The organism is Streptomyces sp. 63XJN7_1_ISO-PGPR-S23-121, from assembly GCF_056173025.1.
This window is the reverse complement of the sequence record NZ_CM149653.1, coordinates 6,551,005-6,577,300: the sequence shown is the minus strand read 5'-3', so window position 1 is coordinate 6,577,300 and position 26,296 is coordinate 6,551,005. Positions and strand designations below refer to the sequence as shown.

21 protein-coding genes, 2 tRNA genes and 1 pseudogene are annotated in these 26,296 nt (G+C 72.4%); 20 read left to right on the top strand and 4 right to left on the bottom strand.

What is annotated here, in order from left to right:
- Window positions 1–95: 95 nt before the first annotated feature.
- The 4 genes from AC0VYN_RS29475 to obgE all read left to right on the top strand — a co-directional run bounded on the left by AC0VYN_RS29475 (window position 96) and on the right by obgE (window position 6,683).
- Window positions 96–4,229 carry an Rne/Rng family ribonuclease gene (locus tag AC0VYN_RS29475; RefSeq protein ID WP_475533398.1) on the top strand — a complete coding sequence of 1,378 codons (4,134 nt, stop codon included), beginning with the start codon at window positions 96–98 and terminating at the stop codon, window positions 4,227–4,229.
- Window positions 4,230–4,553: 324 nt separating this feature from the next.
- Window positions 4,554–4,874, top strand: a complete 321-nt coding sequence (gene rplU / locus AC0VYN_RS29470) for a 50S ribosomal protein L21 (protein ID WP_004931419.1) — start codon at window positions 4,554–4,556, stop codon at window positions 4,872–4,874.
- A 14-nt stretch (window positions 4,875–4,888) separates the two neighbouring features.
- Window positions 4,889–5,143, top strand: a complete 255-nt coding sequence (rpmA, locus tag AC0VYN_RS29465; RefSeq protein ID WP_003976205.1) for a 50S ribosomal protein L27 — start codon at window positions 4,889–4,891, stop codon at window positions 5,141–5,143.
- A gap of 103 nt (window positions 5,144–5,246) precedes the next feature.
- Window positions 5,247–6,683: a GTPase ObgE gene (gene obgE, locus AC0VYN_RS29460; protein WP_385473225.1), complete on the top strand. Its 1,437-nt coding sequence runs from the start codon at window positions 5,247–5,249 to the stop codon at window positions 6,681–6,683.
- Between the two features lie 124 nt (window positions 6,684–6,807).
- On the opposite strand, the gene AC0VYN_RS29455 is transcribed toward obgE, so the two are convergent.
- The 3 genes and pseudogenes from AC0VYN_RS29455 to AC0VYN_RS29445 all read right to left on the bottom strand — a co-directional run bounded on the left by AC0VYN_RS29455 (window position 6,808) and on the right by AC0VYN_RS29445 (window position 13,085).
- The gene (locus AC0VYN_RS29455; RefSeq protein ID WP_385468237.1) at window positions 6,808–7,953 is read right to left on the bottom strand and encodes a glycosyltransferase family 4 protein; all 1,146 of its coding nucleotides are present in this window, start codon (window positions 7,951–7,953) and stop codon (window positions 6,808–6,810) included.
- Window positions 7,950–10,824, bottom strand: a pseudogene (locus AC0VYN_RS29450) (bifunctional glycosyltransferase/CDP-glycerol:glycerophosphate glycerophosphotransferase). The gene AC0VYN_RS29455 and the pseudogene AC0VYN_RS29450 overlap by 4 nt, the downstream one beginning before the upstream one ends.
- A gap of 5 nt (window positions 10,825–10,829) precedes the next feature.
- Window positions 10,830–13,085: a bifunctional glycosyltransferase/CDP-glycerol:glycerophosphate glycerophosphotransferase gene (locus AC0VYN_RS29445; protein ID WP_475533397.1), complete on the bottom strand. Its 2,256-nt coding sequence runs from the start codon at window positions 13,083–13,085 to the stop codon at window positions 10,830–10,832.
- A gap of 352 nt (window positions 13,086–13,437) precedes the next feature.
- On the opposite strand from AC0VYN_RS29445, the gene galE reads away from it, so the two are divergent.
- From galE to AC0VYN_RS29415, 6 genes are all read left to right on the top strand, one after another.
- Complete coding sequence (galE, locus tag AC0VYN_RS29440; RefSeq protein WP_475533396.1) at window positions 13,438–14,409, top strand: UDP-glucose 4-epimerase GalE; 972 nt, start codon at window positions 13,438–13,440, stop codon at window positions 14,407–14,409.
- A gap of 316 nt (window positions 14,410–14,725) precedes the next feature.
- Complete coding sequence (proB, locus tag AC0VYN_RS29435; protein WP_451628691.1) at window positions 14,726–15,829, top strand: glutamate 5-kinase; 1,104 nt, start codon at window positions 14,726–14,728, stop codon at window positions 15,827–15,829.
- Window positions 15,830–15,964: 135 nt separating this feature from the next.
- Window positions 15,965–16,480, top strand: a complete 516-nt coding sequence (locus AC0VYN_RS29430) for a hypothetical protein (protein WP_475533395.1) — start codon at window positions 15,965–15,967, stop codon at window positions 16,478–16,480.
- 99 nt (window positions 16,481–16,579) lie between these two features.
- On the top strand, window positions 16,580–17,866 hold the full coding sequence (locus AC0VYN_RS29425) for a glutamate-5-semialdehyde dehydrogenase (RefSeq protein ID WP_451686051.1): 1,287 nt from the start codon (window positions 16,580–16,582) through the stop codon (window positions 17,864–17,866).
- 132 nt (window positions 17,867–17,998) lie between these two features.
- Complete coding sequence (locus AC0VYN_RS29420) at window positions 17,999–18,568, top strand: SCO2584 family spore wall biosynthesis protein (protein ID WP_475533394.1); 570 nt, start codon at window positions 17,999–18,001, stop codon at window positions 18,566–18,568.
- 85 nt (window positions 18,569–18,653) lie between these two features.
- The gene (locus AC0VYN_RS29415) at window positions 18,654–19,724 is read left to right on the top strand and encodes an SCO2583 family membrane protein (protein WP_475533393.1); all 1,071 of its coding nucleotides are present in this window, start codon (window positions 18,654–18,656) and stop codon (window positions 19,722–19,724) included.
- 27 nt (window positions 19,725–19,751) lie between these two features.
- Here the strand turns inward: AC0VYN_RS29415 and AC0VYN_RS29410 are convergent, their stop codons facing one another.
- Window positions 19,752–20,909, bottom strand: a complete 1,158-nt coding sequence (locus AC0VYN_RS29410) for a M48 family metallopeptidase (RefSeq protein WP_475533392.1) — start codon at window positions 20,907–20,909, stop codon at window positions 19,752–19,754.
- Between the two features lie 132 nt (window positions 20,910–21,041).
- Between AC0VYN_RS29410 and AC0VYN_RS29405 the strand changes: the two genes are divergently transcribed.
- The 10 genes from AC0VYN_RS29405 to AC0VYN_RS29360 all read left to right on the top strand — a co-directional run bounded on the left by AC0VYN_RS29405 (window position 21,042) and on the right by AC0VYN_RS29360 (window position 26,249).
- Entirely contained in the window at window positions 21,042–21,203 is a 162-nt protein-coding gene (locus tag AC0VYN_RS29405) for a hypothetical protein (protein ID WP_365592188.1), read from the top strand.
- Window positions 21,204–21,348: 145 nt separating this feature from the next.
- Complete coding sequence (locus AC0VYN_RS29400; protein ID WP_385468265.1) at window positions 21,349–21,513, top strand: hypothetical protein; 165 nt, start codon at window positions 21,349–21,351, stop codon at window positions 21,511–21,513.
- A 50-nt stretch (window positions 21,514–21,563) separates the two neighbouring features.
- Entirely contained in the window at window positions 21,564–22,250 is a 687-nt protein-coding gene (gene nadD, locus AC0VYN_RS29395) for a nicotinate-nucleotide adenylyltransferase (RefSeq protein ID WP_475533391.1), read from the top strand.
- Between the two features lie 16 nt (window positions 22,251–22,266).
- Complete coding sequence (locus tag AC0VYN_RS29390) at window positions 22,267–24,048, top strand: LCP family protein (RefSeq protein ID WP_475533390.1); 1,782 nt, start codon at window positions 22,267–22,269, stop codon at window positions 24,046–24,048.
- A gap of 85 nt (window positions 24,049–24,133) precedes the next feature.
- Entirely contained in the window at window positions 24,134–24,580 is a 447-nt protein-coding gene (rsfS, locus tag AC0VYN_RS29385; RefSeq protein ID WP_356196810.1) for a ribosome silencing factor, read from the top strand.
- Window positions 24,577–25,248 carry a histidine phosphatase family protein gene (locus tag AC0VYN_RS29380; protein ID WP_475533389.1) on the top strand — a complete coding sequence of 224 codons (672 nt, stop codon included), beginning with the start codon at window positions 24,577–24,579 and terminating at the stop codon, window positions 25,246–25,248. Before rsfS ends, AC0VYN_RS29380 begins: the two co-directional genes overlap by 4 nt.
- Before the next feature lie 120 nt (window positions 25,249–25,368).
- A tRNA-Ala gene (locus tag AC0VYN_RS29375) sits at window positions 25,369–25,441 on the top strand.
- 211 nt (window positions 25,442–25,652) lie between these two features.
- The gene (locus tag AC0VYN_RS29370) at window positions 25,653–25,826 is read left to right on the top strand and encodes a hypothetical protein (RefSeq protein ID WP_475533388.1); all 174 of its coding nucleotides are present in this window, start codon (window positions 25,653–25,655) and stop codon (window positions 25,824–25,826) included.
- A gap of 3 nt (window positions 25,827–25,829) precedes the next feature.
- Complete coding sequence (locus AC0VYN_RS29365) at window positions 25,830–26,063, top strand: hypothetical protein (protein WP_003976229.1); 234 nt, start codon at window positions 25,830–25,832, stop codon at window positions 26,061–26,063.
- Window positions 26,064–26,176: 113 nt separating this feature from the next.
- Window positions 26,177–26,249 (top strand) — tRNA-Ala (locus tag AC0VYN_RS29360).
- The last annotated feature ends 47 nt before the right edge of the window (window positions 26,250–26,296 follow it).

Below are 26,296 nucleotides of genomic sequence, written 5' to 3'. Positions count from 1 at the left end.
CGCGCATCGCGCGAGCCGCGGACGTCACCGGCGGTCGACACGGTCGATCCCGGACCGGGCGCGGCGCCCGGGAGCCTGACGGGAGAAACCCCCGCATGCTCGAACCGACCGAATCCGCAGAGTCCGCGACGTCCTCGACGGACTCCGAGCCGAACACCCCCAGCGACACCCTGCCGCCGCGTCGTCGGCGCAGGGCCGCGTCCCGCCCGGCGGGACCGCCGGCCGGCGGCTCCGGCGTGCAGGCCGAGACGGCCGTCCCGGCCGAGGAGCCGGAGGAGACCGCCGCCGAGGCGACCGACACGCCCGAGCCCGTCGCCGAACCGGTGGCCGCGGGCCGTCCGCGACGCCGTGCCGTGCGCCGCGCCTCCGCGCCCGCCGGGTCCCCGACGTCGGCCGAGGCCGCCGAGACCGTCGTTCCCGTGGCGCCCGCCGCCGAGACGCCCGCCGAGCCCGAGCCCGTCGCGAGCGCGGAGACCGCCGAGGACGCCGCTCCCCGCCGTACCCGGCGGCGCGCCACGCGCACGGTGACCTCGCCGGCCGCCCCCGCCGCCCAGCCGCAGGCCGAGACCGTCGAGGCCGCCCCGGTCGCCGCCGCTCCCGAGGAGGCTGCCGAGAGCGCCGAGGACGCGGCTCCGCGTCGTACGCGTCGGCGTGCCACCCGGCGTGTGTCCGCCCCGGCCGGTGAGCCCGCCGCCGAGCCGGCCGAGACCGTGACCGAGCCCGCCGCGCCGCAGGCCGAGGCCGCCCCCGCCGCCGAGGCCACTGCCGCGCCCGAAGAGGCTGCCGAGGACGCGGCTCCGCGTCGTACGCGTCGGCGTGCCACCCGGCGTGTGTCCGCCCCGGCCGGTGAGCCCGCCGCCGCCGAGCCGGCCGAGACCGTGACCGAGCCCGCCGCGCCGCAGGCCGAGGCCGCCCCCGCCGCCGAGGCCGCCGCACCGGAGGCCGAGCCCGCCGCCCCCGTCGAGGAGGCCGCTCCGCGCCGCGCCCGCCGTCGGTCCACCCGCAAGGCCGCCAGTGGCTTCGCCGAGCCCGCGCGCGATGCCGCGGTGTCCGACGAGGCGGACGCCCCGAAGCGTCCGGCGCGCCCCGCCGTCGCCGTGTTCCAGGCGCCCGTGTTCGCGGAGCCCCAGTTCCAGACGCCCGAGCGGGCCGCGGCGGAAGCCGCCGCCGGGGCCGCCGGGGCCGAGCCGGAGCAGGTGGCCCGCCCGGCCGAGCCGGCCGAGGAGACCCCGGAGGAGGCCGCCGGTTCGCGTCGCCGCCGCCGGCGCCGCGCCGAGGGCCCGGAGGAGACGACCGAGGACCGCACGCCCGCCCGCGCCGCCGCCGACGAGGAGGAGCCGGAGGCCGAGGCCGAGACCGAGGCCGACGAGGCCGGCGACGACCACGGTGACGACGCCGAGGGCTCCGAGGAGTACGGCTCCCGCCGCCGTCGCCGCCGGGGCGGCCGTCGCCGCCGCCGGGGCGACCTGGCCGAGGGCGCCGAGGACTCCGCCGACGGCGACACCGAGCACACCGCCGCCGAGCAGGCCGCCCAGGACGCCGAGGACACCGCCGAGCAGGCGGAGGAGGACGCCGAGGAGGGCGAGGACGCCACCGGCGAGACCGGCGGCTCCAGCAGCAGCCGTCGCCGCCGTCGCCGTCGCCGCCGCGCCGGGGACGGCTCCGGGGACGGCGAGACGTCCGCCGACGACCCCGAGCGCACCGTCGTCAAGGTCCGCGAGCCCCGTCCCGCGCGGGAGAAGGGCACCGAGCCGTCCGACGAGGTGCAGTCCATCAAGGGCTCCACCCGCCTGGAGGCCAAGAAGCAGCGCCGCCGCGAGGGCCGCGAGCAGGGCCGCCGGCGCGTGCCGATCATCACCGAGGCCGAGTTCCTGGCCCGCCGCGAGGCCGTCGAGCGCGTCATGGTCGTCCGCCAGCACGGCGAGCGCACCCAGATCGGCGTCCTCGAGGACGGGGTGCTCGTCGAGCACTACGTCAACAAGGAGCAGGCCACCTCGTACGTCGGCAACGTCTATCTCGGCAAGGTGCAGAACGTGCTGCCGTCGATGGAGGCCGCCTTCATCGACATCGGCAAGGGCCGCAACGCCGTCCTGTACGCCGGTGAGGTCAACTTCGAGGCGCTGGGCATGGGCCACGGCCCCCGCCGCATCGAGTCCGCCCTCAAGTCCGGGCAGTCCGTCCTCGTGCAGGTCACCAAGGACCCGATCGGCCACAAGGGCGCCCGGCTGACCAGCCAGGTCTCCCTCCCCGGCCGCTACCTGGTCTACGTGCCCGAGGGCTCGATGACCGGCATCAGCCGCAAGCTGCCCGACACCGAGCGGTCCCGGCTCAAGACCATCCTCAAGCGGATCGTCCCCGAGGACGCGGGCGTCATCGTGCGCACCGCCGCCGAGGGCGCCAGCGAGGACGAGCTGCGCCGCGACGTCGAGCGGCTCCAGGCGCAGTGGGAGGAAATCCAGAAGAAGGCCAAGAACGGCAACGCCCCGACGCTGCTGTACGGCGAGCCCGACATGACCGTCCGGGTCGTGCGGGACATCTTCAACGAGGACTTCTCCAAGGTCGTCGTCAGCGGCGACGACGCCTGGCAGACGATCCACGGCTACGTGTCCCACGTGGCCCCGGACCTCTCCGACCGGCTGTCCAGGTGGACCTCCGAGGTCGACGTCTTCGCCACCTACCGGATCGACGAGCAGCTCGCCAAGGCGCTGGACCGCAAGGTCTGGCTGCCCAGCGGCGGTTCGCTGGTGATCGACCGGACCGAGGCGATGATCGTCGTCGACGTCAACACCGGCAAGTTCACCGGCCAGGGCGGCAACCTCGAGGAGACGGTCACCAGGAACAACCTGGAGGCGGCCGAGGAGATCGTGCGCCAGCTCCGGCTGCGCGACCTCGGCGGCATCATCGTCATCGACTTCATCGACATGGTGCTCGAGTCCAACCGGGACCTGGTGCTGCGGCGCCTGCTGGAGTGCCTGGGCCGGGACCGGACCAAGCACCAGGTCGCCGAGGTGACCTCGCTGGGCCTGGTCCAGATGACCCGCAAGCGGGTCGGCCAGGGCCTGCTGGAGTCCTTCTCGGAGACCTGCGTCCACTGCAACGGCCGTGGCGTCATCGTCCACCTCGACCAGCCGTCCTCCGCCGGTGGCGGCGGTGGCAAGCGCCGCAAGCGGGCGCGTGCGGGCGCCGGTGAGCACGAGCACGAGGCGGTGGCCGGCGTCGAGACGGTGCCGACGGCGGAGCAGGAGGCGGACACCGAGTCCGAGTCCGAGGTCGCCGCCGAGGTGGCCGAACCGGTCGCCCTGCCCGCGCCCGAGTTCACCCCGGACGAGGAGCTGTACAGCAGCGCCGCCGAGGCCGAGGCCGCCGCCACGCGCGGTCGTGGCCGGCGCCGGGCGAGCCGGCGGGCCTCCGCCCCGGCGGGCGCCCCGAAGGCGGCGAAGGGCGAGACCGTGCGCGCCGAGGCCCCGGCAGCGGCCGAGACCCCGACCGCGCAGGACGTCACGGCCGCGGAAGAGGTCGAGCGCCCCGTCGTGCGGCAGCCGGCCGCCGAGGTGCTGGCCGAGCCCGCGGCCGTCGAGGACGCGATGTCCGGCGCCCCGGCCCCGGCCGTGACCGAGGCGGCCCCGGCCGTCGAGGACGCGGCGCCCAAGGGCCGTACGCGCCGTCGGGCCACCCGGAAGGTGTCCGCACCGGCCGGTTCGCCCGCGGGTGCCGAGGCGGCCGTGCTGACGGTCCCGGAGACCCCGCAGGCCGAGCAGGCGCCGCAGGCCGCTCCGGAGGCGGCCGAGGCACCGGCCGAGAAGGCACCGGAGGCCGCGACGGCCGCCGAGAGCGCCGCCCCGGCCCGTCCGCGCCGTCGCGCCGTCCGCAAGCCCACCACCTCGACCGCGTCCGAGGAGGCGGCCGTCGTGGTCGTCCCGTCGGCCCCGGCGGAGCGGGAGACGGAGGCGGCCGATGCCCCGGCCGCGGACGCGTCCGGCGAGGAGGAGGCCGCCCCGGCCAAGAAGGCGGCGGCGCGCAAGACGGCCAAGAAGGCGACGGCGAAGAAGGCCGCCACCAAGAAGACCGCGGCCAAGAAGACGACGACCGCCAAGAAGACCACGGCCAAGAAGGCGGCGAAGACGGCGACCGCCAAGAAGACCACGGCCAAGAAGACGGCGTCGAAGAAGACCGCGGCGGCCGAGAAGGCGGCGCCGTCCTCGGTCACGGCCGCCACCGACGAGGGCTGATCCCGTCCCTGTCGCACCACGTGTGGCCCCGCCCGTCCCGGGCGGGGCCACACGCCTGCGCGGGGGCTCGACGAGCCACTCGCGTACCGTCGCGGCCGGCCCCGCTCCGGGGGCCTCGTGCCGGTGGCCGGGCCCGGTTTGACCCCTGTCGCGTGTCCCCGTAATCTTGACCGTCGGCGTGTCGACTGACGCGTCACATCCCCGTAAACCTCTTCCTTCCGGATGCGGCCGTGATGGGCCACGACCGGGAGAGGCCGTCTCCGGCGTCCTGCCGGGCGGCTGGACTGCGGGGGTGCCGTTCCCGAGCGAGAGAGTGAGATCCGCGTGTACGCCATCGTGCGCAGCGGTGGCCGCCAGCACAAGGTTGCTGTCGGCGACATCGTTGAGGTTGACAAGATTTCCACCGCCAAGGTCGGCGACACGGTCGAGCTCTCGACCCTGCTCGTGGTCGACGGCGACGCTGTGACCAGCGACCCGTGGGTGCTGGCCGGCATCAAGGTCCAGGCCGAGGTCGTGGACCACCACAAGGGCCAGAAGATCGACATTCTGCGCTACAAGAACAAGACCGGCTACCGCCGTCGTCAGGGCCACCGCCAGCAGTACACGGCGATCAAGGTCACTGAGATCCCCGCGGCTGCGAAGTAAGGGACTGAGGAGAGATGGCACACAAGAAGGGCGCATCGTCCACCCGTAACGGTCGTGACTCCAACGCTCAGCGCCTCGGCGTGAAGCGCTTCGGTGGTCAGGCCGTCAACGCGGGCGAGATCCTGGTCCGCCAGCGCGGCACCCACTTCCACCCGGGTGCGGGCGTCGGCCGTGGCGGCGACGACACGCTGTTCGCCCTCCAGGCCGGTGCGGTGCAGTTCGGCACCCACCGTGGCCGCAAGGTCGTGAACATCGTTCCGGTCGCCTGATCGGAAACTTTCGCGAGGCGGACCTCACTTCCCGGACGGGAAGCGGGTCCGCCTTTCGCGTGTTACCCAAGAGACAACCCCGTAGTAACTGGAGGCACATCCCATGACCACCTTCGTGGACCGCGTCGAGCTGCATGTCGCCGCGGGTAACGGAGGCCACGGCTGTGCCTCCGTCCACCGTGAGAAGTTCAAGCCGCTCGGCGGCCCGGACGGCGGCAACGGCGGCCGTGGCGGCGACGTGATCCTCACCGTCGACCAGTCGGTGACCACGCTCCTCGACTACCACCACTCCCCGCACCGCAAGGCCACCAACGGCAAGCCCGGCGAGGGCGGCAACCGCTCCGGCAAGGACGGGCAGGACCTCGTCCTGCCGGTCCCCGACGGCACCGTGGTCCTCGACAGGGCGGGCAACGTCCTCGCCGACCTGGTCGGCCACGGCACGTCCTACGTCGCCGCACAGGGCGGCCGGGGCGGCCTCGGCAACGCGGCGCTGGCCTCGGCGCGGCGCAAGGCCCCCGGCTTCGCGCTGCTCGGCGAGCCCGGCGACCTCCAGGACATCCACCTGGAGCTGAAGACCGTCGCGGACGTGGCGCTGGTCGGCTACCCGAGCGCCGGCAAGTCCTCGCTGATCTCCGTGCTGAGCGCGGCCAAGCCGAAGATCGCCGACTACCCCTTCACGACGCTCGTGCCGAACCTGGGCGTGGTGACGGCCGGCGAGACCGTCTACACCATCGCGGACGTCCCCGGTCTCATCCCCGGCGCCAGCCAGGGCAAGGGCCTCGGCCTGGAGTTCCTGCGGCACGTGGAGCGGTGTAGCGTGCTGGTGCATGTCCTGGACACCGCGACGCTGGAGTCCGACCGCGACCCGGTCTCCGACCTGGACATCATCGAGGCGGAGCTGCGGGAGTACGGCGGCCTCGACAACCGGCCCCGGATCGTCGTCCTCAACAAGATCGACGTGCCCGACGGCAAGGACCTCGCGGAGATGGTCCGGCCGGACCTGGAAGCGCGCGGCTACCGCGTCTTCGAGGCGTCGGCGGTGGCCCACATGGGGCTGAGGGAGCTGTCCTTCGCGCTGGCCGAGCTGGTGGCGAAGTCGCGTGCCGCCCGGCCGAAGGAGGAGGCCACGCGGATCGTCATCCGGCCCAAGGCCGTGGACGACGCGGGCTTCACCGTCACCCGCGAGGAGGACGGCCTGTTCCGCGTGCGCGGCGAGAAGCCCGAGCGCTGGGTGCGCCAGACCGACTTCAACAACGACGAGGCCGTCGGCTACCTCTCCGACCGGCTCAACCGGCTCGGTGTCGAGGAGAAGCTGGTCAAGGCCGGCGCCCGCGGCGGCGACGGCGTGGCCATCGGCCCCGAGGAGAACGCGGTCGTCTTCGACTGGGAGCCGTCGATGACGGCGGGCGCCGAGATGCTCGGCCGCCGCGGCGAGGACCACCGCTTCGAGGCACCCCGCCCGGCCGCCCAGCGGCGCCGGGACCGGGACGCCGAACGGGACGAGGCGCAGCGGGAGTTCGACGGCTTCGAGCCGTTCTGACGGACCCGCGCGGCTGACGGGACCGCCGTCCGGCGGGCCCGCGCACACGGCACGACAGGAGGCGAGGACCGGGTACCCGAACGGGTCCGGTCCTCGCCTCCTGTCGTGTGCGGGCGGCGGCTGCTCAGCGTTCCAGGAACGCGAACAGCTCCTCCCACTGATCGGTGATGGCCGCGGGCGAGTAGCGCTGCACGTTGGCCCGCGCCTTCTCGCCCATCGTGTCCCGCAGCTCGGCGTCCTCCATCAGCCGGCCCAGCTGCCGTGCCAGCTCCGTGGTGTTGCCGGGCCGGGCGAGGAGACCGTCCTCCTCGTCCTGGACGATCTGGCGTACGCCGGGGGCGCAGTCGAAGGCGGCGCAGGGCACGGCGCAGGCCATCGCCTCCAGCAGGGCCAGCGGGAAGCCCTCGCCGCGCGAGGACTGCACGAACACCGAGGCCCCGTGCAGCGCGGCCACGACGTCGTCGGTCTGGCCGGCCCACTCCACCGAACCGTCCAGGCCGAGCTCCGTGCACTGCCGCTTCAGGGCCTGCTCGTCGGGCCCGGAGCCGTAGATGCGCAGCCGCCACCCGGGGTGCTTGGGCGCCGCCTCGGCCCAGGTGTCGAGCAGCATGTCGATGCCCTTCTGGTGCCCGAGACGGCCGATGCTCGCGACCACCTTCTCGGTGCGCCGCGAAGGGGCCTCCGGCATCATCGGCAGCGGGTTCGGCATGAAGCCCACGTTGTTGAGGCCACGGCCCACCCACAGGTCGGCGTCCTCCTGGGTCAGCAGGAGCAGCCGGTCCACGTCCTTGTAGTACTTCTGGACGCGCTGGAAGCGGGAGGAGCCCTTGGAGTACTCGAACGACTCGTGGCTCATGCCGATGACCGGGTGGCCGGCCGTGTCGGCGACGACCACCCACTCCATGGCCCACACCTGGGTCACGATGATCATGGCGCCCGGGCGGGCGGCCCGGAAGACGCGCGACAGCCGCTCGGTCGCCTCCCGCATGCCCGTCTCGCGGGCGGCCTCCCGGCGCCGGGCCGCGAGGTTGGCCCGGTCACGGAGATTGCGGGCCTGCCAGCGGCCGGGCGGACGCTCGTCGTAGAGGGTCACCGTCTCGAAGGGCGGGTTGTCGCCGAGGTCCATCGGCACCTCGGGCGGGGCGATGCCCACGATGGTCACGCGGTGCCCGCGCTCGGCGAACAGCCGGGCCATCAGCGCCTGCCAGCGGGCCACGCCGCCGAGTTCGTTGACCTCGTTGGCCACGAAGATGATGTCGCGCTGTGTCATCGGGCTTCTCCCTCGGAACCGAAGAAGCGGTCGACGATCCGTGCGGCGGCGTCGCCCCGGTCGTACTCACCGTACTGCGTCATGAATTCCTTGATCCGTCCCTCGCAGCCGGACGCGAGGGCGTCCAGGTCCGACAGCACGTCGAAGAGCTCCTCCGCCGTGTGGGCCAGCGGCCCGGGAGCCTGCTCCGACAGGTCGAAGTAGGTGCCGCGGCTGTTCTCGACGTAGTCGTCCCAGTCGTAGGTGAAGAACACCATCGGCCGCTGGAGCAGGGCGTAGTCGAACATCACCGACGAGTAGTCGGTGACCAGCACGTCCGACAGGAGCATGACCGGGGTGATGTCCGGCTCCTCGCTGACGTTGATCACCCGGCCGGCGACCGACGGCGGCAGCGTGACGTTGTTGAGGTAGTGGGTGCGGATCAGCAGGGTGAACCGGTCACCGAAGCGTTCCGCGAACTCCTCGACGCCGAACGGGAACTCGAACTTGCGGATCTTGCCGTCCTGCGCCCGGAACGTCGGCGCGTAGAGGACGACCGGCAGGTCCCGGCGGATGCCCAGCCGCTCGGCGAGCTCCTCCGCGGCCGGGTCGACGGTCGCCGACTCCCGGGCCCGGACGAGGGCGTCGTTGCGCGGGTAGCCCGTGCGCAGCAGCTTCTCCTCCGGGATCCGGTAGGCCCGGGCCAGCGTCTTCTCGTCGTGCTGTCCGCGCACCACGAAGTGGTCGAAGCGGTCGATCGCACGCTGGTAGGCCTGCTGCTCGTGCTCCGGCATGATCCGGTACTGCGGCTCGTCGAAGCCCATGCGCTTGAGCGCGGAGCCGTGCCAGGTCTGGATGTACGTGGTCTCCGGCCGCTTGCCCAGCTTCAGCGGGAAGCCCTGGTTGTCGATCCAGAACTCGGCCTGCGCCAGCGCCCTGAGGTACGGCCACGACCAGCGGCGCACCAGCTCCACGTCCTGCGGGAAACCGGTGGGACGGCTGCCCGCGTAGGACCAGATGGGCTTGATCGGCACACCGCGCCGGCGCAGCTCCTCGTAGATGGCGCGGGGGCTGTCGCTGTACTGCTTGCCGAGGTGGCTCTCGAAGACGACGGTGCCCTTGCGCACGGGGAGCAGCCGGATCATGCGCTCGAAGGTCTCGATCTTGCGCGGGCCGGAGTTGAGGTCCTTGCGCACCGAGGCGACCTTGCGGACCATCTTCTTCGCCACCTGGGCGGGCGGGCTCTGCATGTTGCGCTGCATGAGCGTCGACGTGCGCTGCGCGAGCCGGCCGTGCTGGGTCAGGCGGAAGGCCAGGTGCCCGTTGGCCGAGGCGTGCGGCAGGATGCGGTCGGCCATCATGCGGCCCAGCCGCGGCCGGACGCGGATCTCGCCGGCGTCCTCCAGGTCGGTGCGCCCGACGGTGAGCCGGCTCGTGGTGCGCTCGCCGTCGACCGTGAGGTGCAGGCGCACGTCCCACACGTCGTCGACGATGCCCACGGGGCGCAGCCTGGTCGCCAGCGCGGCCGTCGCCCGCCAGGTCACGGCGTCGCCCTCGTGCCGGATGTCCGGCACCGGGAAGCGGAACGACTGCGGGCTCCTGCGGCGGGCGCTGAACTCCAGTTCACCCTCCAGCCGGGCGTCCGGCGGGATCACCCCGAGGGGGTTGACCACGGAGCCGGCGAGGACGACGCCCGCGGCGGTCTCCGTGTAACGGGTCACCGCGTTGCGCAGGTTGAGACGCTGCACCGGCTTGGCGTGGTAGCCGAGGTCGGTGACGTCGAGCACGGCCCGGCCCATCGGGTCGTCGAGGTGCTCGGCGCACCAGTAGACACGGCCGTCGCGCTCCAGCAGCGGGCTGGAGACCTTGCTCTTGTTGATGAGCGTGTCGATGGCCGGCATGAGGTGCTCCCAGTCCTCACGCAGCAGCAGGTAGGCGCAGAGCCGGTGGATCGGGGAGAAGCTCCGCGTACGCCTCCTCGGGGAAGTCCTGGATGTAGCCGTTGGCCATCTCCGCGAAGTGGTGCCGGTACTCGTCGTCCAGGAAGGGCAGCTCCCGGAGGTAGAGGACGAGGTCGTGCTTCAGAAACTTGATGTCCTTGTGCAGCTTCAGCTCGTCGTGGCCCTGCTCGGCGAGGATGCGGTCGATCCTGCGGTGGATCTCCAGCCGGTCGGCGAAGTTGTTGATCTCGTGCCGGCGGTTGCTGATCGACTTCTCTTCGGTCTTCTCCACGACGTTCCAGTGGTAGACCGTGTTCGGGATCAGGGTGATCCGCGACGCGGCCAGGTACGCCTGGGCGGAGAAGAGCAGGTCCTCGTAGTGGATGCCGCGGGGGAAGGACAGGCCGCTGTCGAGAAGGAACTCGCGCCGGTAGCACTTGTTCGTCGACAGGGTGTCGAAGACCAGCAGGTCCGGGATCTCCGCGATCGAGTCGAAGGTGCGGGTCTGCCGGTAGAGCCAGTGGTACCACTTGGCCGTCTTGCCGGTGCGGCTGTCCGTGTGGACGCGCACGCAGAGCCCGGAGACCAGGTCGGCCCCGGTGCGCTCGGCCGCGTCCAGCATGTTGCGGCAGGCGTTGACCTCGAGGGTGTCGTCACTGTCGAGGAACATCACGTAGCGGCCGCGGGCGATGGCGATGCCCTGGTTGCGGGGCTCGCCGCAGCCGCCGCTGTTCTCGGCCAGCTGGATGGCCCGCACCCGGTCGGAGGCGGCCGCCAGCCGCTGCGCGACCTCGAAGGAGCCGTCGGTGGAGTGGTCGTCGGCGACGATGACCTCGACGTTCTGCAGGGTCTGGTCGAGGACCGACTGCACCGCTGTCGGAAGACGATCCGCGTCGTTGTAGACGATGACGACGACGCTGATGTCGGGCGTTCTGTCGGGACGCTGGGACACAGCAGCTACCTCTGGTCAAGGACGGAAATCGGGTCGGACGTGGCGACGTCCGGGCCGGGTGGCGGAGCGGGCACCCGCTCCGCCAACGGCACGATGGGCGGCAGGTCCACGAGCGGCTCACCGAGGAAGACGTGCCGGACGACGCGTTCGGCGGCGTGTCCGTCGTCGAAGTCGCAGAAACGTCTCCGGAAACGGGTCCGGGCCTCGGTGGCCCGGGCGTCGCGCCAGCCCTCGGAGCAGAGCAGGTCGGTCAGTTCCTCCTGCGTCGTGGCGACGGCACCGGGAGGCTGCCGCAGCACGTCGAAGTAGGTGCCGCGGACCGTGGAGTAGGTGTCCCAGTCGTCGGCGAAGACGACGATGGGACGGTCCAGGTTGGCGTAGTCGAACATGGCCGACGAGTAGTCGGTGATCAGGCCGTCGGAGGCGAGGTACAGCCGCTCCACCGACGGGTGGTCCGACACGTCGACGATCCGTCCGGCGGACTGCAGCGCGGCGAGCCGGGAGGAGCCGCCGTAGAAGTAGTGTCCCCGCACCAGCAGCGTGACGTCGGGACCCAGCCGCTCGGCGAGCCGCTCCAGGTCCAGACGGGGCACGAAACCGCTCTGGTACTCGCGGTGCGTGGGCGCGTACAGGAACGCCGTGGTGCCCTCGCGCAGCCCCAGGCCATCGCGGGCCGCGCGCACGTCCTCCGCGCCGGCGGTGAGCAGGACGTCGTTGCGCGGGTAGCCGGTCTCCAGCGTGGTGTACGAGCTGGGGTAGACCCGCTCCCACACGCTGGTCGAGAACCGGTTGGAGCTGATGCTGAAGTCCCAGCGGTCGCAGCGCCGCAGGAGCTTGGCGAAGTCCATCTTCGTGGACGCCGGGTACCTCTGCTGGTCCAGGCCCATGGTCTTGAGTGGGGTGCCGTGATGGGTCTGCACATGGATCTGGCCCTCCCGCTTCACCACCGTGTCACCGAAGTTGACGTTGTTGACGAGGTACTTGGCGCGCGCCACGGTCGCCCAGTACGCCCGCGATCCCACGCGTACGTACTCCACGCCCTCGGGCACGTTCTTCACCGCGTCCGGCCGCACGGCCCACACCCGGCGGACGTGGGGGGCCAGACGGCCCAGCTCGGCGTCGATGGCCGCGGGGTTGCAGGAGACGCCGCGGCTCCAGTAGGCGGAGAAGACCGCCAGGTTCTCGTCCAGTGGCAGCCGCAGCTGCGACCGGTAGAGGACGCCCATCGCACCGCGCTTGGAGCGGTCGACGGCGCGCCGTGCGTGCGTCCGTACCCCCTGGCGGACCCTGAGCGCCGTCAACGCGCTCGCCATGGCCGGATAGGCGTCGCGTTCCAGGAGCGTGTACTTGTGGCGGCGACCGCCGACGGGCGGCTCGAACCCCTTGGGCAGTCGCGCGCGGTAGTCGGCGGCGGCGCGGTGGAAGAACTCCGCACGGGCGTCGCGCGGCAGCCGGCCCGGGCGTTCCAGGATGGTGAGGTAGTGGTCGACCATCCTGCGGAACACCGGGCCGCGCCACCGGTCGAGTTCCGTGTGCTCGTCGAGAAAGCGGAAGACCCGCCGGTACTGGTCGAAGACGTCGAAGTGCTTGCGGCTGACCGTCCTGAGGATGTTGCCGCCCTCACGGCGCTGCCGGTACAGTACGTTGACGCGATCAAGTACGGCGATCCGCTCAGCGCTGATCATCGAACAGAACGTCCAGGGGGCGTCTTCGTAGTACCCGGGTGGGAAGGCGAGCCCGGTCCGCACGACGAAGTCGCGCCGGTAGGCCTTGTTCCAGACGATCTGCAGCAGGTTGAGCAGTTCGGGCCGGTCGGCGAGGGGGAAGGTGTCGGGGCCGTCCTGTGCGAGCAGATCCGCCCGCGCGTTGCGGCGCACGCTGCCGTCCCAGTAGGTGCGGGCGTAGTCGTAGACGAGGATGTCGGGATTTCCGGTTGCCTCGAGACGGTCCGCAACGGCCTTGAGCGCTCCGTCGGACAGAGTGTCGTCACTGTCCAGGAAGAGCAGGTACTCACCCTGCGCCTTCTCCAGTCCCGCGTTGCGGGCACGCCCCAGGCCGACATTCTCCGTGAGGTGAATCACGTGGATGCGGTCGTCCCGTTGTGCGTACTCGTCGAGGATGGCGCCCGATCCGTCCGGCGAACAGTCGTCGACCGCGACGATCTCGAAGTCCGTGTAGTCCTGACCCAGTATGGAGTCGAGGCACTCGGGGAGGTACCCCCGCACCTTGTACACGGGAACCACGAGAGAGAGCTTGGGCATCCTTACAACCTGTTCCGAGACTGGATCGCGGGAGCGCGGGCTGGCTCCGGAACGAACGCGCTCCGAGCGTCGGGGGCCTGAGCGCGCCGCCGGGTCAGCCTAAAGGGTTCACATGAAGTTTCCGTGAGCACAGCGTGGGGCCGGCGTGGGTCGCAGGCCGTTCGGACGCGGGGAGGTGCGGGGAGGTGCGGGGAGTTGCGGTGTGTTCCGGTCCGCCCCGGTGTCGGGTTTGAGCTTTCTCACGTTCCGTTCGTATGCACTCTTTCCCGGTTTCCATCCGTTATGCCGGACTCGATTTTCCGCTAGACACGGAGGAGTCTGCATCTCAGGGCGGAAAACAGGGAGGCATGGGATGAGCTGGCTGGTAACGGGCGGAGCCGGATACATCGGTGCGCATGTGGTGCGCGCCCTGGTCGACGGCGGCGAGAGCGTGGTCGTCTACGACGACCTGTCCACCGGTCGCGCCGACCGGGTGCCCGCGGGCGTGCCGCTGGTCGTCGGCAGTGTGCTGGACGGGCCTGCCCTGGAGGGCACGATTCGCGACCATGCTGTGACCGGCGTGGTGCACATCGCGGCGAAGAAGCAGGTGGGCGAGTCGGTGGAGCAGCCGCTCCACTACTACCGGGAGAACGTCACGGGTCTGCAGACCCTTCTGGAGGCCATGACGGCCGGCGGCGTCGACCGCCTCGTCTTCTCCTCGTCCGCCGCGGTCTACGGCATGCCGGACGTGGAGCTCGTCACCGAGGACACCCCCTGCCTGCCGATGAGCCCCTACGGCGAGACCAAGCTGGTCGGCGAGTGGCTGATCAACGCCGCCGCCCGGGCCCACGGCATCCGCGCCGCCTCCCTGCGCTACTTCAACGTGGCCGGCGCGGCCGGTCCCGAGCTGGCGGACACCGGGGTCTTCAACCTCATCCCCATGGTGTTCGAGCGCCTGGAGGCGGGCGAGGCCCCGCGCGTCTTCGGGGACGACTACGCCACGCCCGACGGCACCTGCGTCCGTGACTACATCCACGTCCAGGACATCGCCTCCGCACACCTCGCGGCGGCCCGGCGCCTGAAGGACGCCCCGCAGGGCACGGCGCTCACCCTCAACATCGGACGCGGTGAGGGCAGCTCGGTCCAGGAGATGGTGGACCGCATCCTCAAGGTGGCCGGCAAGGAGGACGTCGCCCCGCTGGTGACGGAGCGGCGCCCCGGCGACCCGGCCCGCGTCGTGGCCTCGGCCGACCGCGCCCGCGAGGAGCTGGGCTGGACCGCCCGGCACGGCCTGGACGACATGATCGATTCGGCCTGGCAGGGCTGGCGCCACCACCACGGCTGAGCGGCTCCGGCGCGCGTCGGCCCGGCGGCGGCGCGCGCGAGCGGCGTCCTCCCGGGGGCGGCGATGACGGCGGCTCCCGGGCGGACGCACCGCGCGCCGCGCCCCCGGACGGGCGGAAGGGCATGCACCCGCTCCTCTGCCGGGCGCACCCGCGGTGCGCGGCCCCGCGACGGGTGAGGCGCCGCGCCCCCCTGTCCGCAGCCTGGACCGTGACGCGGCGGGCGGCCCCCTTCGCGTAGATTGCCTGCCGGGTGCCCGAACCGGCGCCCGCGGACGTGAGAGGGCAGACGGCACAGTGGCAGGGGCAAGGCAAGCCGTGGGCGAGGCCCGCAGGATCGTCGTCAAGGTCGGTTCCTCGTCGCTGACGACGGCGGAGGGCGGCCTGGACGCCGACCGCGTCGACGCCCTGGTCGACGTGCTCGCCAAGGTGCGGGGCGCCGACAAGGAGGTCGTCCTCGTCTCCTCCGGCGCGATCGCCGCCGGCCTCGCCCCGCTGGGCCTGCGCCGCCGCCCGCGCGACCTGGCCCGGCAGCAGGCCGCCGCCAGCGTCGGCCAGGGCCTGCTGGTGGCCCGCTACACCGCCTCCTTCGCCCGCTACGGCGTCCGCGTCGGCCAGGTGCTGCTGACGACGGACGACATGAGCCGCCGCTCCCAGCACCGCAACGCCTCCCGCACCCTCGACAAGCTCCTCGCGATGGGCGCCTTCCCGGTCGTCAACGAGAACGACACCGTCGCCACCGACGAGATCCGCTTCGGCGACAACGACCGGCTCGCCGCCCTCGTCGCCCACCTCGTGCGCGCCGACCTGCTGGTGCTGCTGTCCGACGTCGACGGCGTCTACGACGGCGACCCGAGCAGGCCGGGCACCTCGCGGATAGCCGAGGTGCGGGGCCCGGCCGACCTCGCGGACGTCGAGATCGGCAGTGCCGGCAAGGCCGGGGTCGGCACCGGCGGCATGGTCACCAAGGTCGAGGCGGCCCGGATCGCCGCCGCCGCCGGCGTCCCCGTGGTGCTGACCAGCGCGGTCCACGCCGCCGACGCCCTGGCAGGCGGGGACACCGGCACCTTCTTCCACGCCACCGGCAAACGCTCCACCGACCGGCTGCTGTGGCTCCAGCACGCCTCCGCCCCGCGCGGCGCGCTCGTGCTCGACGACGGGGCGGTGCGCGCGGTCGTCCAGGGCCGCAAGTCGCTGCTCCCGGCCGGGATCGCGGGCGTCGAGGGCGAGTTCGGCGCGGGCGACCCCGTGGAACTGCGGGACGGCGCGGGGCACGCGGTGGCCCGGGGGCTCGTCGGCTTCGACGCCAAGGAGATTCCCCGGCTGATCGGCCGCTCCACCCGGGAACTGGCGCGCGAACTCGGACCGGCGTACGAACGCGAGGTCGTACACAGGGACGATCTGGTGATCCTGCACCCGTAATGTGCCTAAACGTCCCCGAATCGGTGGTGGACGTTCCGTAAAACCGGCACGGGATCTCCTGCGGCCTGCTCAACTTTGCTCAGGGACGAGCCCGGCCGACCACCGGGCCGAGCCGTGCGCGTGAAGGAGGCCGTCGTGAGCGGAGTGCGCCCTGGGACGCCGGCGTCCCGCGGTGGGACCGGCTCGCGGGGCGGTACCGGACCGCGCGCCGCCACCGGGGCCCACGGCGGCGCCCGCACGGCCGCCGAGGAACGCGCCCTGACGAGCGTCGCGGCCGGCGACCGGTTCCGCGGCGAGGAACCGGCCCACACCCCGCGCCTGTGGCACGTCACCCTCAGCGTCTCCGGATCCCGCGCCCCGCTCCCCGAGGTGCGCCGCGCCCTGGAGCAGCTCGCCCACGACCACCCCTTCCTGCTGACCAGCCGGTACGCCGACGACCACGCGGAGATCCGGTACTGGGAGGAGGCCCGCGACCTGCACGACGCCGCCGCCGTCGCCCTGCGCCTGTGGGGCGAGCACCGGCAGACCGCGGGACTGCCGCCCTGGGAGATCGTCGGCCTGGAGGTCATCGACCGGTCGACCTACCACCAGCGCATCGCCGCCGGATACGGCCCGGCACCGGCGACCCCGGTCGGGGTCCACCCCTTCTGAATCCACTCTTCCGAATCGCCCCCTCCCGGCCCTCCCGGGCACGTCTCGCGGTGTGGGACGACCGGATTGCGGCCCTGTGCGGCCCACTACCCTTTCCCCATGACCACGCTCTCGCCGTACGACTCGATGTCCCCGGTCACCCGGGCCGCCTACCGGGCCAAGGCCGCCGCGGCCGACCTCGCGCCGCTGCCGCGGGCCGCGAAGGACGACGCGCTGCTCGCCGTCGCGGACGCGCTGGAGGTCCGTACGAGCGAGATCGTGGAGGCCAACGCCCAGGACGTCGCCAAGGCCCGCGCCGCCGGGACCGGCGAGGCCATCATCGACCGGCTCACGCTGACCCCGGAGCGGGTCCGCGCCATCGCCTCGGACGTGCGCGACGTCGCCGCGCTGCCCGACCCGGTCGGCGAGGTCGTGCGCGGCTCCACCCTTCCCAACGGCATCGACCTGCGCCAGGTCCGGGTGCCGCTCGGCGTGGTCGGCATCATCTACGAGGGCCGGCCCAACGTCACCGTCGACGCCGCCGCCCTGTGCCTGAAGTCGGGCAACGCCGTCCTGCTGCGCGGCTCCTCCTCCGCCTACCAGTCGAACACCGCCCTCGTCCGGGTCGTCCGCGACGCCGTCGGCGGGGCCGGGCTGCCGGCCGACGCCGTGCAGCTCGTGCCCGGCGAGAGCCGGGAGAGCGTGCGCGAGCTGATGCGGGCCCGCGGCCTGGTCGACGTGCTCATCCCGCGCGGCGGCGCCTCGCTGATCAACACGGTCGTCCAGGAGTCCACCGTCCCCGTCATCGAGACCGGCACCGGAAACTGCCACGTCTACGTCGACGCGCAGGCCGACCTCGACATGGCCGTCGACATCCTGGTCAACTCCAAGGCGCAGCGCGTCGGCGTCTGCAACGCCGCCGAGACCCTCCTCGTCCACCAGGACATCGCCGCCGAGTTCCTGCCCCGCGCCCTGGACGCCCTCGCCGAGGCCGGGGTCACCGTGCACGCCGACGAACGGGTGATGGCGTACGCCAAGGACACCGGGGCGACCGTGGTGGAGGCCACGCCCGAGGACTGGGAGACCGAGTACCTGTCGTACGACATCGCCGCGGCGGTCGTCGACTCCCTCGACCGGGCCGTCGAGCACATCCGGCTGTGGACCTCCGGCCACACCGAGGCCATCGTGACGACCTCGCAGCAGGCCGCCCGCCGCTTCACCCAGCTGGTCGACTCCACCACCGTCGCCGTGAACGCCTCCACCCGGTTCACCGACGGCGGCCAGTTCGGCTTCGGCGCCGAGATCGGGATCTCCACGCAGAAGCTGCACGCCCGCGGTCCGATGGGCCTGCCGGAGCTGACCAGCACCAAGTACATCGTCACCGGCGACGGCCACGTGCGCCGCTGAGGCGTACGCCGGGGGCATATGCGCACGGCACACGCCCTTCCGGGCGCCAGTGAGCCGAACGGGGCATCCCGCCCACTGGATGAATTTCCCCGCCGTCTGCCCAAATCGACCCCCCAGGTCTACTCTGGATCCGTGCCGGAGGACGTGGGGGGTAGGCCGTTCCCTGACGGCTGGGAGCCCGACGACGAACACGACCGCGGAGCGTCGGACGAAGAGTTCGCCTCCGTGGTCTTCGACGAGGCCTTCGTACAGGCGGCCGCGGTGCACGAACCGTCCGCCGTCGAGCGCCTCCTGGCCGCCGCGCAGGCCAGAGCCGAGGCCACCGAGGCCGAGGCGGCCCGCCGGGGCCGCTCCCGGGCCGAGCGCTACGACGACGGGTACGGCGATTTCGGCCACGACTCGGACCTCGACGACCCGGACGACGACCGCGACCTCCTCGACCGCCCGTACGGCGCACCGCCGGCCTGCGGCAAGCAGGTCCGCTGGCACCGGCCCGTCGCCTGGATGCTCGCCCTGGTGATGGGCGTCGGCATGGTCGCGCTGGCCTTCGCGGCGGTCTACCGGGGCGCCTCCGCGGGCAGCAGCCCGAAGCAGGTGCCGCCCCCCGCCTCGACGGGAGCGGAGCCGGGCGGCCCCGTCACTCCTTCGGCCTCCGCCGACTACTCCGGGCCCCCGGTCCCGGTGATCCCGCGCAGCCCCTGACCAGCCGGTCCGACGGCCCGAACCTGGCCCAACTTGACCTGCGGCACCGCGTTTACGCGGCTCTCCGCGGACCTACCCTGAAGATATGGCCGGGTTTGGCGACCCGCCCGGAGGGACGCCCGAGGGCGCTCCCGGAGGCGGAGAGGACGAGTACCGATCCGTCGTCTTCGACGAGTCGTTCGTCCGCGCTGCCCGCCTCCAGGAGTTCTCCGCCCGGGAGCGCATCACCGACCACGCCCCCGCCGTACGCCGCCGCCGGCCGCTGCGCCGGGGCCTGTCCCGGCAGGTGCTGATCCTCTTCGTACTGATCGCCCTCGCCTTCGGCACCGCCGTCTACATGGGCGTACGGCACCCGTACCAGAGCCCCGCCGCGCGGCAGCAGGCCATCGAGCAGGTGCGGATGACCGTCGTCCCGCTCGCCCCCCGGGACAAGGTCCCCGGCGCCGCCGATCCCGCCCGCCTGTACGCGCACAGCCCCGCCGCGCACTTCGCGGCCGGGGCCGAGGGCGTGCCGCTGCCCGGTGTCCGGCGCACCGCGCACTTCTCCGACGACCAGGTGCTGAACGCGCTGGCCACCGCCAAGAACTACGTCGTCGCTTCGGCACTCGACCCCGAGGTGCTCGGCGGCGGCGGGGTCCGCTCGGTGCGGGTGCTGCTCGACCCCGACCAGCTGGGCCAGTTCGACGAGAGCTTCTCCCACCCCGCGGCCGACGGCCGGCACGCGCCCACCGGGTGGCTGGTGCGCTTCGACCCCTCCCGGGCGAAGCTGGCCGGCGACGAGATCCGGGTGCGGGGCAGCCTGACGGTGGTGGAGAGCGACGCCTCCACCCTGGAGGTCACCGCCGAGCACACCCTCGTCTACCCGCTGCGGCCCGCCGGCGACGCGCGGGCCGAGGCGTCGCTGTTCACCGTCCGGCGCGAGCTGCATTTCCGCTTCGACCGGGACGACCTGCGCCTGCACCAGACGCGGCTCGTGGCCTCCTCCGTGCAGGCCGGTCCGCTGTCCTGCGCCGAGGACTCGGCGAACCACCTGCGCCCGCTGCTCGCGGGCCAGACCGCCAAGGCCGGCGGCCCCGCCGGCACCGACCCGTACCGCACCGGCAGCGCCCCCGCCGTGTGCGGCACGCTGGCGACGGGCGCCCAGCCGGCGGTGTGAGCGGCGGCGCGTCCGCCCGCGACCGGCTCAGGCGCCGTCGCGCGGCGGACGGCCGTCCGGCGTCCCCGGGCCGCTCGGCCCCTCCGTGCCGTCCGTGCCGTCCGTGCCGTCCGTGCCGTCCGTGTCCCTGGGCGGCCTCGGCTGGGAGGACGTGAAGCCGCCGAAGCCCCGCCGTATCCGGTCGCCCAGATCGCCGGCGCCGCCCGCGATGTCGTTCACCAGCTTCATCAGCGGGTCCTTGGAGCCGCGCACATGGGTGGCGTAGCTGGACGCCGACTCGCGGAAGGAGTCCCGGACCGAGGTGTCCTTGTCCTCCTCGCGCCGCGGGTAGTGGCCGTCCATGATGCGCTGGAAGTCCCGGGAGGCCTCCCACTTCTTCAGCTCGGCGGCCCGCACCGTGCTGAACGGGTGCGTGCGGGGCAGCACGTTGAGGATCTTCAGCACGGAGTCGCGCAGGTCGCCCCCGGCCTCGTACTCGTCGGCCTGCTCCAGGAACGCGTCCACGTTCATCTCGTGCAGGTGGTTCCCGCCCGCGATCTTCATCAGGCCCCGCATGGACGCCTGGAGGTCCTGGCCGACCAGCAGCCCCGCCCGGTCGGCGGACAGCTCCGACTTGCGGAACCACTCGCGCAGCGCGGTCACCAACGCCATGATCGCCACGTTGCCCAGCGGGATCCAGGCGACCCGGACGGCGAGGGACGTCAGGAAGAGCAGGATCGTCCGGTACACCGAGTGGCCGGACAGCGCGTGCCCGACCTCGTGCCCGACGACCGCCCGCATCTCCTCCTCGTCCAGCAGCTCCACGAGGCCCGTGGTGACGACGATGATCGGCTCGTCCAGGCCGATGCACATCGCGTTCGGGACCGGGTCCTGGTTGACGTACATCGGCGGGACCTTCTTCAGGTCCAGGATGTAGCAGGCGTCCCGCAGCATGCCGTTCAGGTGGGCGAACTGGCGGTCCGAGACGCGCACCGAGTCGGACAGGAACAGCAGCCTCAGGCTCCGCTCGGGCAGCAGGCCGCTCAGGGCCTTGAACACCGTGTCGAAGCCGCTCAGCTTGCGCAGCGCCACCAGGGCGCTGCGGTCGGCCGGATGCTCGTACGCGCGCGAGGAGATCCCCGGGAACCGCCTGCGCTGCCTGCCCGGCACCCGCTCGCGCCCGTTGTGCTGGTGGCCGTCGGACATGTCTTCCCCCATGTGCGTGTGGCGGGCCTTTGCGTCTGATCGGCCCTTTACGAACCCTTTGCGCCCCCGGAGCCGGGCCCGGCCCGGGCGGAGATTACCGTGGACGAGCAGTACAGCGAAGGAGTCACCGTCATGGAGCACACCCCCCACACCGCCTGGCTCGCCGAGGCGGCCACCGCGGCCGAGCAGCAGGGGGCGGGCAATCTGCTCCGGGTCGTCCTGATCGTGATGGTGGTGGGCTGTGTGCTGACCGCGTGGTTCCTGCTGCGGGGGTACAAGCGGAAGGACGACTGAGGCGGGCGGAAGGTTCCCCGGCCGCGGACGCCCGGGAACCGGGGACGTCACCAACGGCGGAGTCGGCGTGATCGTCCGAGGGGCGCCCGCATACGATGAGCCGCGACGTCCTTATCCCGCCCACACCTGATAGGTCCTGCCGAAGATGAGCTTCCACAGCACTGCTGCCCAGTTGGTCACTCTCGCTGCCGAGGGCGAGGGGCACGGCGGTAACCACGAGAGCCTCAGCCCCTACCTCACCGGCGGCGCGGCACTGTTCATCCTGCTGTTCCTGCTGTGGATCACCACGCGCTTCAACCGGGACCGCTGAGCGCGAGGGGGGATCCGGGGGCCTCGACCGGGCCGGTAGGGTCTGCACGCATGGGAGAGCAGGACATGCCTACCGGTCCGGCGCACGACGCGGCGAGGGGCACAGGGAACCGCGCGCTGCCCGTCCCGGGCAACGGCCCGGCGCGGCCGGGCAGGCGCCGCCTCGGCGTCATGGGCGGCACCTTCGACCCGATCCACCACGGGCACCTCGTCGCGGCCAGTGAGGTCGCCGCGCAGTTCCACCTGGACGAGGTGGTGTTCGTCCCCACCGGGCAGCCCTGGCAGAAGAGCCACCGCACGGTCTCCGCGGCCGAGGACCGGTACCTGATGACGGTCGTGGCCACCGTCGAGAACCCGCAGTTCTCGGTCAGCCGCATCGACATCGACCGCGGCGGCCCGACCTACACCGTGGACACGCTGCGCGACCTGCGCGCGCTCAACCCGGACACGGACCTGTTCTTCATCACCGGCGCCGACGCCCTCGCCCAGATCCTCACCTGGCGCGACAGCGAGGAGCTGTTCTCCCTCGCGCACTTCATCGGCGTCACCCGGCCCGGGCACACGCTGACGGACGCCGGACTTCCCAAGGGCGGTGTCTCGCTCGTCGAGGTTCCCGCCCTCGCCATCTCCTCCACCGACTGCCGTGCGAGAGTCGCCAAGGGCGACCCCGTCTGGTACCTGGTGCCCGACGGAGTCGTGCGCTACATCGACAAGCGCCAGCTGTACCGCGGCGACTGAGCCGAGAGGGGCACCGGTGAACGACCCATACGACGCGGGTTACGGCAGCGGCGACGCCGACCAGTACGAGCTCGTCGGCTACGACGAGTACGGCCGGCCGGTGTACCGCCAAGCCCAGATCCCGGCCCAGGACGGCCGGCAGCAGACGTACGACCCCTACGCGCAGCAGCAGGGGCAGTACGGGCACCAGCAGTACGGGCAGCAGCAGGACCCGTACGGGCAGGGGCAGGGGCAGGGGTACGGCTACGACCCGTACGCCGCCGGCGCCCCGGGCACCGCCGTGCCGTACGACCCCTACACCGGCCCGGGCGGCCAGGACACCGGACAGCAGCCGCCCGTCCCCGACGCCGGCCACGGGCGGTACGACGGCTACGGCCAGGCCGCGCAGCCGTCGTACGACCCGTACGGCCGGGCCGCGACCAGCGGCGGGCAGCCGGCCGTCACCGAGCGGACCGCCCACATCCCGCAGCAGGCCGGCCCGCCCGAGCAGCCGGAACCGGCCGCGCCCGGCGAAGCGGAACCGGACTACAGGACCGAGCAGTTCGCCTTCGTCGAGGAGCCGACCGACGACTCCGAGGACGTCATCGACTGGCTCAAGTTCACCGAGAACCGCACCGAGCGCCGCGAGGAGGCCCGGCGCCGTGCCCGCTCGCGCGTCGTCGCCCTGGTCGTCGTCCTGGCCCTCGTCGCCGTCGGCGGCGTCGGCTACCTCTGGTACGCCGGGAAACTGCCCGGACTGTCCTCGTCGGACTCCGGGACGGGCGGCTCGACCGCCGCGGGCGCCCAGAAGCGCGACGTGATCGCCGTCCACCTGCACGACACCGCGGGCGGCGGCACCTCCACGGCGCTGCTCGTCAACAACACCACCACCCAGCGGGGCACCGCCGTGCTGCTGCCCAACTCGCTGGCCCTGACCGGCGACGACGGCACCACCACCACGCTCGCCAAGTCCGTCGGCGACGACGGCCCCGACGCCACCCGGACCGCGCTCGACTCCGTCCTCGGCACGGACATCGAGGGCAGCTGGCGGCTGGACACCCCGTTCCTGCAGATCCTGGTGGACCTCGTCGGGAACATCGAGGTCGACACCGACGCCGACGTGCCCGACCCGGCCGCCAAGGACAAGGGCGCGGCGCCCCTGGTGCACAAGGGCCAGAAGCAGACCCTCAGCGGCAAGGCGGCCGTCGCCTACGCCACCCACCGCGGCACCGGGGAGTCCGCCGACGCCCAGCTCCAGCGGTTCGGGCAGGTCCTGCACGCCGTGCTGCGCAAGATGTCCTCCGACCCCGACGCCGCGACGACCACGGTCCAGACGCTCGGTCTGGTCCTCGACCCGCCGCTGACCGAGAAGGACCTCGGCACCTTCCTCGCCGGGCTGTCCGAGCTCGCCAAGGGCGGCGACTTCGCGACCACGCTGCTGCCCGTCGGCAACGACGGCCGGCTCAGCGCCGAGACCGGTGACGGCGTCGTCAAGGACGTCCTCGGCGGCACCGCCAAGAGCCCCGACGAGGACGCGGCCGTCAGCGTCGCCGTCCGCAACGCCACCGGCGTCGAGGACCGCACCGGCCAGGCCCGCGTCACCCTCCTCAACGGCGGCTTCACCTTCCTGGAGGGCGGCACCGCCTCCGGCACCGAGGACGCGTCGCAGGTCCTGTACGCGGAAGCCGCCGACAAGGAGAACGCCGTCGAGGTCGCCAAGACCCTCGGCCTGCCCGCCGGCTCCGTCACCCAGGGCAAGGTCGCGGCGAACGCCGACGTCTCGGTGGTCCTCGGCCGGGACTACGAACCGGCGACGTAGCGGGGGCACCGGCGCAATCCCGTGGGGCACCGTCGGCGGTCGTGAGACCCTTGAGGTCAACCGACCGCCGACCGAAAGCCACGCAGTGACCGCGACCGACCGCTCCATCGAACTCATCAACACCGCCGCGCAGGCGGCAGCCGACAAGCTCGCGCACGACATCATCGCCTACGACGTCAGCGACGTGCTGTCGATCACGGACGCCTTCCTGCTGGCCTCCGCCCCCAACGACCGCCAGGTCAAGTCGATCGTCGACGAGATCGAGGAGCGGCTGAACAAGGAACTCGGCGCCAAGCCGGTCCGCCGCGAGGGCGACCGCGAGGCCCGCTGGGTTCTGCTCGACTACGTCGACATCGTCGTCCACGTCCAGCACAGCGAGGAGCGCGTCTTCTACGCCCTGGAGCGCCTGTGGAAGGACTGCCCCGAGCTGGAGCTGCCCGCCGACGCCAAGGAGACCCGCGGCAAGGCGGAGGAGCACGCCAGGCTCCAGGCCGCCGAGGAGGCGACGGAGACCGACGGGGACTGGCGATGAGCGCCACCGGTGAGGTGACGGCCGGGAAGCCGGGCCGCGGCAGGCGCGTCATCCTGTGGCGGCACGGCCAGACCTCCTGGAACGTGGAGCGCCGCTTCCAGGGCACCACGGACGTCGAGCTCACCGGGACCGGCGTCGCCCAGGCCCGCCGCGCCGCCCGGCTGCTGGTCGGCCTGGGACCCGACGCGATCATCGCCTCCGACCTCGGCCGGGCCGTGAACACGGCCGCCGAGCTCGCCGCGCTCACCGGCCTGGAGGTGACGCTCGAGGAGGGCCTGCGGGAGACCTACGCGGGCGCCTGGCAGGGCCTGACGCACGACGAGATCATCGCCCGGCACGGCGAGGAGTACACCGCGTGGAAGCGCGGTGAGCCCGTCCGGCGCGGCGGCGGTGAGCTGGAGACCGAGGTGGCCGACCGCGCCGCCCCCGTGGTGCTGCGGCACGTCGACAAGCTCCCCGAGGACGGCACCCTCGTCGTGGTCAGCCACGGCGGCACCATCCGCACCACCATCGGACGCCTCCTCGGGCTGGAGCCGCACAGCTGGGAGAGCCTCGGCGGCCTGACCAACTGCTGCTGGTCCGTCCTGGGCGAGGGCGCCCGCGGCTGGCGTCTGCTGGAGCACAATGCCGGCACCCTGCCGGAACCGGTGCTCGGCGACGACGACTGAGCCGCGGACGGCGGGCCCGGGACCCGGATTTCACTTTCCGGCAGGTCGCAGGCTAAAGTTCTTCTTGTTCGCACCGCCGAGCGGAGCGAAAGACCACACGGTCCTACCGGGTGGCGGCAAGGGGCTATAGCTCAGTTGGTAGAGCGCCTGCATGGCATGCAGGAGGTCAGGAGTTCAATTCTCCTTAGCTCCACAACCCACGGACGAATCCCGTCCCCCTCGGGGGGCGGGATTTTTCGTTGCCCGCGCCGTTGAGCAACCGCGCCCCCGCGGGCGTATACCCCCGTGGGCGCCGCGCGGCCCCGTGTCCGGACCGGTACTCGGGCGTCGCTGACCGTATTGGCCCGGTCGTGGCAGAATCAAACGGCCGGAAGGGGACCGCGGCCCGACGGGAGGGAGTGGCGATGCCTGCGAGCATCCTCGAGGAGGTCGGTCACCTCCTCGACGGAGCGGTGGCACGGAACACGGCCACCCGTTTCAGCTGCCCTTCCTGCGGTTCCGCACACGTCGCCCAGGTCCTCGGCGACAACGGCGGCATCTCCTACGTGTGCACGGCCTGCGGCCACAGCTGGAGCTGACCGATGGGTGCACACAGGCGGAAGTGCGACTGGTGCGGCAGCGGCACCCCGATCGTGCGGGACATGGAGCCGGTCAACCCGGACTACCAGTACTGGTGCGAGGAGTGCGCGCGGGCGCTGATCATAAAGGGCGACCCGATCGAGACCTACCGCGAACTCGAGGGCGAGCCGATCTACGGCCGGCTCCTGGAGGAGCACTGCACACTCAAGCGCTTCTACTCGTTCGTGACGGCGTAACGACCGCCACAAGAGGGCGAAACGGGCAAACGGGAAACGATTTGGTGTTGGGCCCGGTGGACCGTGTAATGTTGGCGTCGCCGCCGGGGAAACCGGGCGGAACGCAGGAACAAGGGGCTATAGCTCAGTTGGTAGAGCGCCTGCATGGCATGCAGGAGGTCAGGAGTTCAATTCTCCTTAGCTCCACGGAAGAACCCCCCGGATCACCGATCCGGGGGGTTCGTTCGTGTCCG

What these genes read in the sequence shown, in the direction of transcription:
- AC0VYN_RS29425 (WP_451686051.1), top strand. Translation starts at nt 16,580, where the DNA reads ATGACCACGCTCTCGCCGTACGACTCGATGTCCCCGGTCACCCGGGCC.
- AC0VYN_RS29405 (WP_365592188.1), top strand. Translation starts at nt 21,042, where the DNA reads ATGGAGCACACCCCCCACACCGCCTGGCTCGCCGAGGCGGCCACCGCG.
- AC0VYN_RS29455 (WP_385468237.1), bottom strand. Translation starts at nt 7,953, where the DNA reads ATGACACAGCGCGACATCATCTTCGTGGCCAACGAGGTCAACGAACTC.
- nadD (WP_475533391.1), top strand. Translation starts at nt 21,564, where the DNA reads ATGGGAGAGCAGGACATGCCTACCGGTCCGGCGCACGACGCGGCGAGG.
- galE (WP_475533396.1), top strand. Translation starts at nt 13,438, where the DNA reads ATGAGCTGGCTGGTAACGGGCGGAGCCGGATACATCGGTGCGCATGTG.
- AC0VYN_RS29370 (WP_475533388.1), top strand. Translation starts at nt 25,653, where the DNA reads ATGCCTGCGAGCATCCTCGAGGAGGTCGGTCACCTCCTCGACGGAGCG.
- AC0VYN_RS29445 (WP_475533397.1), bottom strand. Translation starts at nt 13,085, where the DNA reads ATGCCCAAGCTCTCTCTCGTGGTTCCCGTGTACAAGGTGCGGGGGTAC.
- AC0VYN_RS29400 (WP_385468265.1), top strand. Translation starts at nt 21,349, where the DNA reads ATGAGCTTCCACAGCACTGCTGCCCAGTTGGTCACTCTCGCTGCCGAG.
- AC0VYN_RS29380 (WP_475533389.1), top strand. Translation starts at nt 24,577, where the DNA reads ATGAGCGCCACCGGTGAGGTGACGGCCGGGAAGCCGGGCCGCGGCAGG.
- AC0VYN_RS29365 (WP_003976229.1), top strand. Translation starts at nt 25,830, where the DNA reads ATGGGTGCACACAGGCGGAAGTGCGACTGGTGCGGCAGCGGCACCCCG.
- rpmA (WP_003976205.1), top strand. Translation starts at nt 4,889, where the DNA reads ATGGCACACAAGAAGGGCGCATCGTCCACCCGTAACGGTCGTGACTCC.
- AC0VYN_RS29415 (WP_475533393.1), top strand. Translation starts at nt 18,654, where the DNA reads ATGGCCGGGTTTGGCGACCCGCCCGGAGGGACGCCCGAGGGCGCTCCC.
- obgE (WP_385473225.1), top strand. Translation starts at nt 5,247, where the DNA reads ATGACCACCTTCGTGGACCGCGTCGAGCTGCATGTCGCCGCGGGTAAC.
- AC0VYN_RS29475 (WP_475533398.1), top strand. Translation starts at nt 96, where the DNA reads ATGCTCGAACCGACCGAATCCGCAGAGTCCGCGACGTCCTCGACGGAC.
- AC0VYN_RS29410 (WP_475533392.1), bottom strand. Translation starts at nt 20,909, where the DNA reads ATGTCCGACGGCCACCAGCACAACGGGCGCGAGCGGGTGCCGGGCAGG.